This is a genomic window from Streptomyces bottropensis ATCC 25435, from assembly GCF_000383595.1.
GTDB lineage: Bacteria > Actinomycetota > Actinomycetes > Streptomycetales > Streptomycetaceae > Streptomyces > Streptomyces bottropensis.
This window is the reverse complement of record NZ_KB911581.1, coordinates 1,497,395-1,511,000: the sequence shown is the minus strand read 5'-3', so window position 1 is coordinate 1,511,000 and position 13,606 is coordinate 1,497,395. Positions and strand designations below refer to the sequence as shown.

10 protein-coding genes are annotated in these 13,606 nt (G+C 73.3%); 5 read left to right on the top strand and 5 right to left on the bottom strand.

Translation table 11 applies throughout. The features are described from left to right. Nucleotides 1–84: 84 nt before the first annotated feature. The 4 genes from STRBO_RS39950 to STRBO_RS0106795 form a co-directional block, all read right to left on the bottom strand. A complete protein-coding gene (locus tag STRBO_RS39950) occupies nucleotides 85–1,455 on the bottom strand; it encodes a hypothetical protein (protein WP_020113971.1) in 1,371 nt (456 codons plus the stop codon). Beyond that, a complete protein-coding gene (locus tag STRBO_RS0106805; RefSeq protein ID WP_005480525.1) occupies nucleotides 1,452–3,572 on the bottom strand; it encodes a DUF3492 domain-containing protein in 2,121 nt (706 codons plus the stop codon). The genes STRBO_RS39950 and STRBO_RS0106805 overlap by 4 nt, the downstream gene beginning before the upstream one ends. 219 nt (nucleotides 3,573–3,791) lie before the next feature. Next, entirely contained in the window at nucleotides 3,792–5,612 is a 1,821-nt protein-coding gene (locus STRBO_RS45875; RefSeq protein WP_245170580.1) for a DUF3152 domain-containing protein, read from the bottom strand. An 8-nt stretch (nucleotides 5,613–5,620) separates the two neighbouring features. Next, nucleotides 5,621–6,907, bottom strand: coding sequence for an alpha/beta fold hydrolase (locus STRBO_RS0106795; protein WP_005480527.1), 1,287 nt, complete (start codon nucleotides 6,905–6,907; stop codon nucleotides 5,621–5,623). A 294-nt stretch (nucleotides 6,908–7,201) separates the two neighbouring features. Here STRBO_RS0106795 and STRBO_RS0106790 point away from each other — a divergent pair, with 294 nt between their 5' ends. From STRBO_RS0106790 to STRBO_RS0106775, 4 genes are all read left to right on the top strand, one after another. Further along, on the top strand, nucleotides 7,202–7,420 hold the full coding sequence (locus STRBO_RS0106790) for a hypothetical protein (protein WP_005480528.1): 219 nt from the start codon (nucleotides 7,202–7,204) through the stop codon (nucleotides 7,418–7,420). A 201-nt stretch (nucleotides 7,421–7,621) separates the two neighbouring features. Beyond that, the gene (locus tag STRBO_RS0106785; protein WP_005480530.1) at nucleotides 7,622–8,263 is read left to right on the top strand and encodes a TetR/AcrR family transcriptional regulator; all 642 of its coding nucleotides are present in this window, start codon (nucleotides 7,622–7,624) and stop codon (nucleotides 8,261–8,263) included. Nucleotides 8,264–8,523: 260 nt separating this feature from the next. Continuing rightward, entirely contained in the window at nucleotides 8,524–8,751 is a 228-nt protein-coding gene (locus STRBO_RS0106780; protein ID WP_005480533.1) for a DUF3107 domain-containing protein, read from the top strand. 208 nt (nucleotides 8,752–8,959) lie between these two features. Further along, complete coding sequence (locus STRBO_RS0106775; protein ID WP_005480535.1) at nucleotides 8,960–9,232, top strand: hypothetical protein; 273 nt, start codon at nucleotides 8,960–8,962, stop codon at nucleotides 9,230–9,232. 206 nt (nucleotides 9,233–9,438) lie between these two features. Here the strand turns inward: STRBO_RS0106775 and STRBO_RS0106770 are convergent, their stop codons facing one another. Further along, nucleotides 9,439–10,215: a ferritin-like fold-containing protein gene (locus STRBO_RS0106770; RefSeq protein WP_005480537.1), complete on the bottom strand. Its 777-nt coding sequence runs from the start codon at nucleotides 10,213–10,215 to the stop codon at nucleotides 9,439–9,441. 503 nt (nucleotides 10,216–10,718) lie between these two features. Between STRBO_RS0106770 and STRBO_RS0106765 the strand changes: the two genes are divergently transcribed. After that, nucleotides 10,719–13,571: a DEAD/DEAH box helicase gene (locus tag STRBO_RS0106765; protein ID WP_020113968.1), complete on the top strand. Its 2,853-nt coding sequence runs from the start codon at nucleotides 10,719–10,721 to the stop codon at nucleotides 13,569–13,571. Nucleotides 13,572–13,606 lie beyond the last annotated feature (35 nt).

The window sequence follows — 13,606 nt, the reverse complement described above, 5'->3', positions numbered from 1 at the left end:
CGCCCGGGACGTGAGCCCCGTGCGGCGGTCGGGCCCGGACTTCGTACGGCGACGGGTGGCCGCCGGACGAAGGGCCCAGGTGGGTCAGGTCGCCCCGGAGGGCAGGGCGTGGGCCGAGGCCCGGGTCAGCGTGCGGGTGGCGTGGACGAGCAGGACGAGCGCGGCGGTGCCGCACACGAGGGCGGGGACGGCTCCGGCTCCCCAGATGTCCACGACCGCCTCGACGGGGACGGCCAGGAAGGAGCAGCCGGGCAGGCGGCTCGCGAAGACCGTGCCCAGCGCGAGCGCCTCGGCCAGGGCGGCTGCGCGGAGGGCGACGACCGAGGCCTGGGCGGCTCCGTGGGCGATGAGGAGGCGGGCGGGCAGGAGGAGGGCGCCGAGGGCGCCCGCGCCGGCGTACCCGGAGGGCTCGTGCAGGACCTCGCCGCACAGCGCGAGCAGGGCGGCCAGGGCACAGAGGTGGAGCGCGAACACGCCGAGGATCAGGGGCTTCACGGAGTCGGCGAACTCCGCGAGTCCTCGGCTGGCGGCGAGTTTGCGGCGGGCGCGGGCGCCGAGGAGCCCGGCGCACCAGACGGCGGGGGCGCAGGACAGGCTGAGCGCGAGCATGGGCGCGACCGCCAGGGGCCACGGCCCGTGGGGACCGCCGTCGAGGCCGGCGGCGAGCAGGCCGTCGCCGAGGAGCGCGTACGCGACCAGCCAGCAGGTCCAGGCGCGGGTACGGCCCGCCGCGTCCGACGGCGCGCGCAGGGGGCCGCGGCCGAGGGCGACACGGAGACCGAGCGCCACCGCGAGGGCTCCGACGGCTGCGACGGCGAGACGGGGTTGGCCGTGGGTGAGGCGCACGCCGACGACGGCCGCCGCGCACAGGGCACCCGGCAGGAGGGCGAGCACGGCCCACCCACCTCGTGCGCCGGGCGCGCGCTGCACCGGCTCGCGCGCCGTGGACTCCTCCCCGTCCCGCGACACACGCGCGTACATCTCTTCGGCGAGTGAGAACACGTCCCGGTGCCGAAAGCGGGCAGCCGTGCGGTCGGTCACCCCGTGCGCCTCCAGCCCGGCGGCGATCTCCAAGGGGTCCACCGCCCGCTCGCAGAGGTCCCGGTGCCGGCGCATCAATGCCTTCACAGGGTCGACGGCCCCCCGGTGGGCAGAGGATTTGGGGACGTCCGCAGTGGCGTCGCAGTCGCCTGGTCGGTGGGCCGGGTCGAGTGAGGCGACGAGGTCATGCGCCGCCCGGAAATCGGCCGAGGGCATGGCCCCGAGATGGGGATCCGGGCCGGACAACCTCTTCACATCGACCGCGCCGGGGGCCCGGCCGAAGCGCTCCAGCCCCTCCCGTCCGTTCAGCCCTTCACTGCCGTTCAGCCCTTCGCGTCCGTCCAAGCCGTCCAAGCCGTCCAAGCCGTCCAGCCCATCGGGTCCGTCCAGCCCGTCCCATCGCAACTCGCTCATCGCGCGCCCTCCCCCGCGGGCACGGGCTCCCCGGCCGCCGTACCCGCAGAACTCTCCGCGGCCGGAACCGCGTCCGCCGCCGAAGCGGTGGACGATGCCCCAGCGGAACCGGAGGAAGTACCCGCGGTGGAGGGAGAGTTCGTGGTGGAGGTGGGGGTCGTCGCGGGCGACGCCGCCGCCGGAGTCGCGCCCGCTGCACGGTCCTGCGCGGGACCGGATGGAGAACCCGGTGCCATGCCCGGTACCGCGTCGGGCGTCGAGGCGCGTGCGGTAACCGGAGCCGGCTTCGCGACCGGCTCCGATGCCGTGGTTCCCCCCACAGGTGTCGTCGCCCGCCCAGGTGTGTCGACGGCCCAGCGCGGCCGTCCGGGAACGCCTCCAGCGAGACCCGCGACACCGGCGCCCCCGGCAACCCCTGCCACGCCGGCGACTCCTGCCACGCCGGCGACCCCGAGGCCGCCCGTCACCAGTCGGGAATCGGTCCAGCGGCCGGGCACGCGGGCCTCGGCGGGGGCTCCGAAGGGACGCGGTTCACCGGTGCCGTCGACAACGACCTTGCGCACCGGGGCCTGGGAGACGACCTCCAGGTAGATGCCTCGAAATGCCTCGACGTTCTGTTCCACCGTGAAGAGTTCGAGAGCGCGTGCGCGGGCGGCCGCGCCGAGGCGCGCGCGGCGCTCGGGTTCTCGTAGCAGTGCCACGCACGCCTCGGCCAGCGCCCGCGGATTGCGCGGAGGGACGACCAGGCCCGTGCCGCCGATGACCTCCACGACCGCGCCAACGTCGGTGGAGACCGTCGGCCGGGCGCAGAACATGGCCTCGACCAGGCTGATCGGGAAGCCCTCGACGACGCTGGACAGCACGACCACCGCACCCGCCGCGTAGGCCTCGGCCAGATCGGGAACGGCCGGGTCGCCGATCTCCTCGAAGGAGACGGGGTTGTCGCCGACGGAGTGGACACCGTCCGTCCGGTCGGGGAAGAGCTGCGCCGCCAGCGCGCGGCAGTGGCCCAGGTAGGCGGTGGCCTCGGAGCCCGCTGCCGCACCGACGATCCTGAGCCGCGCCTTGGGCTCCGCACGGCGGATCTCGGCGAAGGCGTGCAGCAGCGAGATCAGGTCCTTGGCGGGCTCGATGCGGCCGACCCAGACCAGCGTGTACGGATCGGCGTATTCCGGCGCCTCGCCGACCTCCGCGAAGCGGGCGGCGTTCATGCCGGGGTAGACCGTCCGGATCCTCGACGGGTCGGCGCCGCAGCGCTCCTGCCAGCGCCGGGCGTGAGTGTTGCCGGGGGTGAGGCAGGCGGCCTGCCGGTAGACCTCGGCGGTCAGCCGCCGGTGGAAGGCCGCGAGCAGGGCGCGCACCGGCGCTTCTCCCGAGGCTCCGAGGTAGTGCGCCCGCAGCTGCACGCCGTACTCGGTGACCAGCAGCGGCACCCCGTGGAAGTACCGGGCCAGCAGCCCGGGAAGCGCGGCCGAGCCACCGGCCGTCGCGTGGCACAGGTCGACCGAGCCGAGCCCGTCGTCCTCGTACCAGTCGAGCGAGAGGGGGCGCAGGGCGCGTTCGAGATGTGCGGCGACCGTCAGCAGATCCGGTACGCGCGCCTCGCGCGCCCCTCGCAGGGCGCCCGGCGCGCGACAAGCGCGCTCCAACGTGCGTACGGCGGCCTCGGAGCGCAGTGCGCCGACCAGTCCACCTTCGTCGCGGCCCAACTCGGCGAGCCCGTACAGCGCGCTGCCGAAACGGTCCGCCTCAGCGTCGGCACCACCTGTGGAAGCCGCCCCGAACCCACCGGGCCGACCGGCCACACCATCGGCACCGCTCGCGCTCCCCGAGCACACCGCCGACACCAGTTCGCCGTACGCCTCCGCGAAGCGCCTCCGCGCCCGGCGCCCGTGGACGACGCCGTCGTCCTCCGCGGCCCACAGCGGCGCCGTACGGACGCGCCTGACCTGGGGCGGCAGCGGGATCCAGCCCTCGTCCTCCTGCCGCTCGCTCCGGCTGAGCGCGTAGATGTCGAACTCGTGTCGCTCCAACCCACGTACGAGTCGGTCGCACCAGAGCCTGGCGTCACCGCTCACATACGGATAGCCACCCTCCGCAAGCAGTCCGATGCGCACGCGTGCACCCCCGATCTCCCGTTTGAGGAGCCGCCGTTCACCCGGCGGCTCGCAGCGGGACGAACGTACGCGGACAAGGCGGGGGTGTGACGGACGGTTGTCCGTCACACCACCAAAAGGGGTGAACGGTCGTAACTTTCCCTAGCGGGACGCGTTTTGTCGCGCTAAGGGATCACTCGATCACGTGGCGTCAGGAGACGGGTGGCCCGGCGGCCGTCGTCAACTACCGGGATACGGCCAGGGATTGGCCTTGCACGTGATCCCGTCGTACGTCAGGAACTTGCTCTGCTGCTGCATGACGGGCGCGAGTTCCCCGGCCTTGTCACACGTCTCGTGGGGATAGCCGAGGCGGTGACCGATCTCGTGATTGATCAGCATCTGCCGGTACGCGTGGATCTGATCGCCGTACGTCTTCGACCCCTGGGCCCAGCGGTACGCGTTGATCATCACCCGCTCGGTGGCGGCCGAGTCACAGGACACGTTGTCCACGGTCGTGTCGAGCCCTGACTTGGCGCACCAGGTCGCGGTGGTCCCCGGGCTGGCCAGCGTGATCACGAAGTCGGGTGTGCCCGAGGAGATCCGCTCGAACGTACGGCCGCCGCTGTGGGCCCAACTCCGCTCGTCGTTCAGGGTCTTCTGCACCGCCTCGGCGAACAGCGCGGGATCCAGGCCGATTCCCTGCTCGACGTCGACGCGGTAGCGGAACTTCTGTCCCTTCCCCGGCGCCCTGTCGAAGCCCTTGACCGCCTCGAACTTCCCGCCGCCCTCCAGGTCCGCGGCCAGCGGGTACGTCCTGCCCATCTTCTCGTCGTACGACAACGGGGTCGCGCTCGGGCTCGGCGGACGGGCCGGCGTGGGCCGGTTGTCGCTGCGTGAGGCACCGCGCACATCGCGCTCGCCGGCGTCGGCGGCCCTCGGCTGCGGGGCGGTCTCGTCCTGTCCGCCGGCCATCTGGCCGACGGCGACGACGGCCAGCACAGTGGTGACCGCGGCTGCCGCGATCCCGGCGAACGCCCGCCCCTTGCCGCCCTTCGCCATCTCCACGGCCGTCCCGGCCTCCGCGCCCGGAGGCCGCTCCGGCGACTCCGCCTGCCGCTGCGGCTTCTTCCGCGCCCCCTGCGGGGGCGGCTTCTCCTCGAAAGCCGCATCCGTCCGGCCGTCGGCACCGCCATCGGCACCCAGCGCCGCACGCTGTGTCCGACGGGGTGCGCGAACGTCGTCGAAGGCGTCATCGACCTCGTCGAAGGCGTCCAGATATGTCTGGCGGGGGCCACCGGGGGGCATGGTCTCCTGCCGCTGCCGGGGAATGGGAATGCGGCGCCCGGAACCCTCCGGAGGCTCGCCGTACGGGGCGCCGGGGGACGACGCCTCGCCCGGCACACCATACGGGGCCCCCGTGGGAGCCCCTCGCGCCACGCCGTGCCCGGCACCCGTCCGATGCCCGTCACCACCCAAGTGCCCCCACCCGCCGCCCGCTTCACGCTGCTCGGGGTGCCCACCACGACTCGGCGGAAACCCACGGGCGAGGGCGCCGTCGGACAGGCGGGGAAAGCCGCGCGCGGGCGTGCCGTCGGAAAGGCGCGGCATCCCGTGCGCCGGCGTGCCGTCAGGGAGGCGCGGGAAGCCATGGGCCGGGGTGCCCTCAGGAAGACGTGCTCCCTGTTGGCCGGGCGCGCTACCGGTGAACCGCGGCATCCCCTGGCCACCGGCCCGGTCGTATCCACGCGTCGGCAGCGGGCCGGCAGCCTGCCGCACACCCGCCTGCGGCTGCGCCGTCACCGCGGCCCGAGCGGTTCCGGCAGCCGAAGCAGCCTCCGGGCCGCCCACACCCCGGCCGTCCTGGCCGTCCTGGCCACCGCGGCCGCCCCGGCCGTCCTGCCCTTCTCGGCCGGCTTGGGACCGCTGCGCCCCCTGAGCATCCGACGCTCGGCGCGCGGCCGGTACGCGATCGCTCGACCCGGCGGAAGTCGCCGCCCGGCTCTCCTCTGTTTCGTTTGTGTCGCCTCTCGGCGCCCGCCCCTTGCGGCTGTGCCGTCCCACGCCGCGCCTCAGCTCCCCCCGCCGGGGTTGCCCGGTGGAGGGCCGTCGGCGACCGATCCAGCACTGTCGGCACCGGCCGAACCACCGCCGACCACCGAACCACCCACACCCGAGGAGTCGACCGACCCCGAACCGGAACCCGAACCGGGACCCGAAGACGAACCGGAAGCCGACGCCGAACCGGAAGCCGAAGCCGAAGCCGAAGCCGCGCCAGACTCCGCACGCACGGCACTCACCTGCCCCTGCCCCTGCCCCTGCCCCTGCCCCTGCCCCTGCGAGTACGAGCCCGAGTCCGACTCCGGATACACGTCCGCATCCCAGCCCCCAGCCCCCGGCGCCCTCGCCCCGGCATCCGCGAGCAGATCCCGGAACGCGGCCGCCACAGCCTCCGGATACTCCATCATCGCCACGTGCCCCGCGTCCGGCAGGCAGACGAGGCGGGAGTCGCGGAAGGAGCGGGCGGCGCGCTGGGCCATGCGGTAGCCGACGAGCTGGTCGCGACGGCCGTAGACGAGGAGGGTCGGGGCGAGGACCCGCTCGGCCTGACGCCAGAGCGAGTGCTGCCCGCCCAGGGTGTACGCGTCCACGAGCCCACGAGCGGAACGTGTCAACGCGTCCCACATGTAAGGGAGTTGCAGACGCCGCTCCATCTCCTCGACGGCGTTGCGGAAACCCTCGTCCGAGACGCGGCCGGGGTCGCCGTAACAGAGCGCCGTGACGCCCCGCACGCGCTGCTCGGCGCTCCAGCCCTTGGTGAAGCGGGTGAAGAGCGCCGACATGCCCGGCAGCGCCAGCAGCGCGGTCGGCACGGCGGTCCGCTGCACGCGCAGCTCGGGCAGGGCGGGCGACACCAGGGTCAGGGTGCGGACGAGATCAGGGCGGAGGGCGGCGACACGGGTCGCGATCGCGCCGCCGAGGGAATTGCCGAAGAGGTGCACAGGGCCACGCCCCGCCGCGTCGAGATGACGGATGACCGCGCGCGCGTGTCCCGTGACGGAGTAGTTGCCGTCGTCCGGCGGCGGCGAGTCGCCGAAGCCGGGCAGATCGACGGCCTCACCGTCCACGAGGCCGTCGAGCAGCGGCATCAGCGCGGACCAGTTCTGCGAGGAACCGCCCAGGCCGTGCACGTACAGGGCGGGCGGCAGCCCTTCGCGCGCCGGCGGTCTCGACCGCACCGACAGCGTGATCCCCGGCAGCCGGACCGTTCTCATCCGCTCGCCGGGCGCCACACGCACGGCACTCGCCTTCGGCGACGCGGTGGCGGTCAGCAGGGATGGCAGCTCGGTCGAGGACATGCGGGCAATGTTACGAGACGATCACGCAGTGACTCATGTGTTCGCCGTCACAGGTACGGACTTGAACCAGCCGTTTGTGCGGGACCGACCGCGGATCGCCCACCACCGCGCTCACGGCGAGGCCGCCGGTGATCGCATAGCGCCACGATCACCCTTCTCCTAGGCTCATAAACAGGGCATCCAGGCTCGCGAAGAGGGCACCCGTACGTGGTCCGGCCGCCCAGGGGACGTCCGGCGGCGCCAGGACAGGACCAGGAGCGACATCAGGACAGCAGCACCAGGAAGGGGACCACGATGACCTTCGACCCGACCGATCCCGACACCTTCACCGAGGAGGACCTCACGGAGTTCGACGACGTCGAGGCCCCGGAGGCCGATACCGCCGAGCAGCACAAGGACATCGCGCAGCACCGGGACGACCCCTTGACCGACGTCGATCCGGGTGCCGCCAACGAGGCCGATCTGGCGGAACAGGCCCGCGTGGTCTCGCTCGACGAGGAGGACTACCGGTAACCCGAGCCCCACCAGGGACGACGACCGGTGACGAGAAAGGGCTTCCTTCTGCCCGCCATGCCCCTGTTTGGTGCGGTCCGCGGCACTTTCCCCGGCGTCCGGTCCGTGAAATTCTGCGCTCGCACCGCGCACACCCGGGTTACCGAAAAGTACGATGGCGGCGCGGCGCACACCCGCACGTGGACGATCTTGGGAGGCGGCGTGACAGCCATCGAGCAGACAGAGGCGGCGCGCCCGCGAGGCACACGGCTGCCCCGCCGAGCCCGGCGGAACCAGTTGCTGGGCGCCGCCCAGGAAGTCTTCGTGGCCCAGGGCTACCACTCCGCCGCGATGGACGACATCGCCGAGCGCGCCGGAGTCAGCAAGCCGGTGCTCTACCAGCACTTCCCCGGCAAGCTCGACCTCTACCTGGCGCTGCTGGACCAGCACTGCGAGTCCCTGATCCAGGCCGTGCGGGGTGCGCTGGCGTCGACGACCGACAACAAGCAGCGGGTCCTCGCGACGATGGACGCCTATTTCGCGTACGTCGAGGACGAGGGCGGTGCCTTCCGGCTGGTCTTCGAGTCCGACCTGACGAACGAGCCCGCCGTGCGCGAGCGCGTCGACAAGGTCACCAACGAGTGCGCCGAGGCCATCCGCGACGTCATCGCGGAGGACACCGGCCTCTCGCGCGCGGAGTCGATGCTCCTCGCCTCGGGACTGGGCGGCCTCTCCCAGGTGGTGGCGCGGTCCTGGCTGCACAGCGACCGCAGCGTCCCGCGCGAGCAGGCCGTCCAGTTGCTCGCCTCGCTGGCCTGGCGCGGTATCGCCGGCTTCCCCTTGCACGGCCTCGACCAGCACTGATCGGCGCGGCTGACCAGCACCGCCGATCAAACGATCGGCACCGCTGACCGACGACGCCGACCGTCGGCCCGGTCGGCGGCACCGGCCGTACGGCCCCGGGCCGGCCACCGCGGCTCGGCCACGGTGCGGGATTTTGTTCCCACGCCCTGTTCGCTCCTGGCGTTCTCAGGCGGAGCGTGTACGTCCCCTCACCGGGCTAATGTGTGCTGGGTACGGCGCGGAAGCCCGCGCACTTCACTGACCGTCGGAGGGACATAGCCGTGGAGGTCAAGATCGGCGTGCAGCACGCGCCTCGCGAGATCGTTCTGGAGAGCGGTCAGAGTGCCGAGGAGGTCGAGCGTGCCGTTGCCGAGGCGCTGACCGGCAAGTCGGCGCTGCTGAGCCTCACGGACGAGCACGGCCGCAAGGTGCTGATCCCGGCCGACCGTCTCGCCTACGTCGACATCGGCGAGTCGGCCGTCCGCAAGGTGGGCTTCAGCGCGCTGTAGTCGCGAGGCTCTGGAGACGTACGGAGGGGCCCGGTGGTGTGAAAACCACCGGGCCCCTCCGTGCGTCCGCTTCTCATGGCTCCCACCGGCCGAGGCGGGCCCGACCGGCACATCACAGGCGCCGACGATGATTGCGTCCCACGGCTCACGGGTAGTACGGGCTACGACCGATCTGCCCAGTTCAGGCCGTGCGGGAGGGAACCCGATCATGTTCTTGGAAGCACTCGGATCCGCACTGCTCGGTTTCGCCCTGGCCTGTGCCGCCGCCTACCGGCTCCCGCACCGCCTGCCGTCCCGCACCCTGGTCCTTCCGACCGGCACCGCGGGCGCCCTCTTCGGCGCCTTCCTGACCCACACGGCACTGGGCTCGGTGAACTACCCGCTGATCCTCACCGGCGCACTGGTCGTGGCGGCGGCCTCCCTGTCCCTGCTGCTGCGCCCGACGGAACGCTTTCGACGCAGCAGCTCGGCGACGGCGTGAGGAAGACCCACCGCGCGCGGCAGACCCTCTGTGTGCGGAAGACCCTCTGACAGCGGCGAAGCCCCCCGTCCAGGGGTGCGGAGAACCACGCGACGGGCCACGACCGGACCCGTTCCCGCACCCGCACCCGCAGGACGGCACCGCACCCCACAGCGATTAGGCGCTCACAGCCTGCCGCTCACGGGCAGCCGCTCACGGGCAGCCGCTCACGCGGCCAGGCCCAGCGCGGCCATCCGCTTCGTGTGCGCCTCGGTGATCCGCGAGAACATCCGCCCCACCTCGGCCAGATCGAACCCGTCGGCGACACCGCCCACGAGCATCGTGGACAGGGCGTCGCGGTCGGCCACCACCCGCTGCGACTGCGACAGCGCCTCCCCCATCAACCGCCGTGCCCACAGCGCCAGTCGGCCGCCCACTCGCGGGTCCTCGTCGATCGCGGCGCGCACCTTCTCCACGGCGAAACCGGCGTGCCCCGTGTCGTCGAGGACGGCGAGCACCAGCCCGCGCGTGTCCGAGTCGAGGTGCGCCGCGACCTCCCGGTAGAAGTCGCTGGCGATCGAGTCGCCGACGTACGCCTTGACGAGCCCCTCCAGCCAGTCCGACGGCGCGGTCTGCCGGTGGAAGCCGTCGAGCGCCTCGACGAACGGCTCCATGGCCCGCGTCGGCTCCTCGCCGATCTCGGTGAGCCGGCCGGCGAGCCTCTCGAAGTGGTGGAACTCGGCCGACGCCATCTTCGCCAGCTCCGCCTTGTCGACGAGGGTCGGCGCCAGCTTCGCGTCCTCCGCGAGCCGTTCGAACGCCGCCAGTTCCCCGTACGCCAGCGCGCCCAGCAGATCCACCACCGCCGCGCGGTACTGCGGGTCGGCGGCTGCCCGGGTCCAGTCCTGGGCTGCGATCCCGGTGACCTCGGCGGTGTCGGCGGCGTCGGCGGGCTCGCCGCCGGTGGCGTTCTCAGGCTTGTCAGACGTGGTCATGAAGCGCACAATAGCCCGCTCCGCGCGACGCGGGAGGGCCCGGTCATTTCGCGTGGCCCTGGGCGTGACACCCACCACGTGACCAAACCGGCCATCGCATATGCGCGATTCCGGGGTATGGTGGTAATGCGCCTGCTGGTACGTCGACGTAGTTCGCTCGTTCGACCGTATCTCGACAGGCCGCACGCATGAGGATGCCCGGTCGGTGGCCCGATCGGCTCCGACCCGACAGCCCTCCTTATCTCCGTACGGCACATCGCGTACGGCGTCCGGAGGGAACCCCTCAGCGGTATGAGCGCTAGAGCGTCGGCAGTGGTCCCGTGCCACACGGTCCGCCCGTGAGGCGGCCGACGTCCCCGGCACGGTCCGACACGACCCCCGCGCTCGCCTCACACCGCGTACACAGAAGAGGCAGCACCCTGACTACGACTTTCCGAGATCTCGGAATCTTTCCCGAGACCGCCGAGGCGCTTGAGGCCGTCGGCATCATCAGCCCCTTCCCCATCCAGGAGATGACGCTCCCGGTCGCCCTCACCGGCACCGACATCATCGGCCAGGCCAAGACCGGCACCGGCAAGACGCTGGGCTTCGGCCTCCCGCTCCTGGAGCGCGTCGTCGTCCCCGCCGACGTCGAGGCCGGCCGCGCCAAGCCCGAGGACCTCGTCGACTCGCCGCAGGCGCTCGTCGTCGTCCCCACGCGCGAGCTGTGCACCCAGGTCACCAACGACCTGCTGACCGCCGGCAAGGTGCGCAACGTGCGCGTCACCGCGATCTACGGCGGCCGCGCCTACGAGCCCCAGGTCGAGGCCCTCAAGAAGGGCGTCGACGTCGTCATCGGTACGCCGGGGCGGCTCCTCGACCTCGCGGGCCAGAAGAAGCTGAACCTGAAGCACGTCAAGTGCCTGGTCCTCGACGAGGCCGACGAGATGCTCGACCTGGGCTTCCTGCCCGACGTCGAGAAGATCATCAACATGCTTCCGGCCCGCCGCCAGACGATGCTGTTCTCGGCGACCATGCCGGGCGCGGTCATCGGTCTGGCCCGCCGGTACATGTCCCAGCCGACCCACATCAGCGCCACGTCGCCGGACGACGAGGGCGCGACGGTCCGGAACACCGCGCAGCACATCTACCGCGCGCACAACATGGACAAGCCCGAGATCGTCTCGCGCATACTGCAGGCCGACGGCCGGGGACTGGTCATGGTCTTCTGCCGTACGAAGCGCACCGCGGCCGATCTCGCCGACCAGCTCAAGCAGCGGGGCTTCGCCTCCGGCGCGGTCCACGGCGACCTCGGCCAGGGCGCGCGCGAGCAGGCCCTGCGTGCCTTCCGCAACGGCAAGGTGGACGTCCTCGTCTGCACCGACGTCGCCGCCCGCGGCATCGACGTCGAGGGTGTCACCCACGTCATCAACTACCAGTCCCCCGAAGACGAGAAGACGTACCTGCACCGCATCGGCCGTACGGGCCGCGCGGGCGCCAAGGGCATCGCGATCACCCTCGTCGACTGGGACGACATCCCGCGCTGGCAGCTGATCAACAAGGCGCTGAACCTCGGGTTCAACGACCCGCCGGAGACCTACTCCACCTCCCCGCACCTCTTCGAGGAGCTGAGCATCCCGACCGGCACCAAGGGTGTCCTGCCGCGCTCCGAGCGCACTCGTGCCGGGCTGGAGGCCGAGGAGCTGGAGGACCTGGGCGAGCCGGGCGGGCGCGGTCCGCGCGGCCGTGGCGGCCGTTCCTCCGCCCCGTCGTCGTCCGCCGAGCGCGAGCGTGAGCGCCCGGCGCGTACGCCGCGTCGTCGCCGCCGTACGCGCAGTGGAGCCACCGTGGACGGGGTGTCCCCGGAGGCCGCGGCCGTCACGCAGCCCTCGGAGTCCGCGCGGACGCCGGACGCCGGTTCCGTGGAGTCCGAGGGCGAAAGCCGTACGCCTCGCCGTCGCCGTCGCACCCGGACCGGGGCGAACCCCGGTGCGCGATCGCCTCGTCGCCGGGACGGATCCGCGGAGCAGCTGATCAACAAGGCCCTGAACTCGGTGGTTCAACGACCCGCTCGCGGGCGCTTCCCGCCGAGCCGGTGGAGGGGAGGACGCCAAGCCGCGTCTGGCCGCCGCGCGCGCCCGCAAGTTCGGTGGAGAGGCCGAGAGCGGAGCACCGGGCGCCGGGGGCCCGGGCCGCGCGGCCGTGGCGGCGCTTCTCCGCCCCGTCGGCGTCCGCCGACGCCGAGCGTGAGGCCCGGGCGCTACGCCCCGGCGTCGCGCCGTACGCGCAGTGGGAGGCTGGAGCGTGCCGGCCCCAGCCGGCGCCTGCGCGCACGCGAGGAGCCCCGCGAGGGTCGCCGCGCGCCGGCGGATCCGGCAGTGCCTGGGGGCAACGAACGCGTAACCGCCTCCGCTCTCGAGGACGAGAGCGCCAGGCACGTCGCCGCGCACCGGCCGACACCCGACAGGGCGGGCACCCGCGGAAGGCCGCGCAGCGACGCGGCAGCCGTCGCCTGGGGAAGCGGCGGGACGGCGCCGGAATCGCGCCTGGACAGCAGCCGCGAAGCCGCGCGCGTCGGGACGCCCGTCGGCGAGGCCCGCCGAGCGCACGCCGACGGCGGCCCGCGCGTGCCGCGGCGCGCCGCCGAGAGCGCGATAGCTCCGGAGCCGCCGGCGAGGGCCGCGTGGTGGCAGGAAGCGCGCGCCCGAGGAGAGGCCGCCGGCACCGCCGAACGCCGCACCCGCAAGGCGCCACCGCCGCCGTGGAGGCCACGCCGCGCCCGACGCGCGCCGGAACGCCACCCAACTCGCGACCGGCCGCGGGCGCCGCGCGCCGCAACGAGGGGGAAGCCGGCCGCCCGTGGTGGAGGCCGTCGCCGAGGAGGCCGCGCCCGCGCCGCGTGCCGGACCCGTAAGCCGCCGGCGCCGCGCCCGTGGCCGCCGCTGCCGAGGCGGCGCTCGACACCGCCGGGGACGGCCGCCGAGGAGGCTCCCGCCAAGCCGCGTCGCCGGACCCGCAAGGTCGCCGCACCCGCCGAGGCCGTGGTCGAGGAGACCACCGCCGAGGAGGCCCCGGCCGCACCCCGACGCCGCACCCGCAAGGCCGCCACCGCCGCCGTCGAGGCCACCGACAGCGCCGCCGAAGCCACCCTCGACACCGTCGAGGAGCCCAAGCCGCGCCGCCGCGCCCGCAAGACCGTGGCGGAAGCCGCCGAGGCGGCGGTTCCGGCACAGCCGACGCAGGAGCAGGCCACGAAGCCGCGTCGTACGCGCAAGGCCGCGGTGGCCGCGCCTGCGGCCGTCGGCGAGGAGGCGGTGGCCGAGACCCCGGCCCCGCGTCGTCGCGCGCGCAAGGCCGCCGCCGCCGTGGAGGCCGCGGAGAGCTGAGCCCGTCCAGCCGAGTGAAGGCCCGGTCCCCTTTC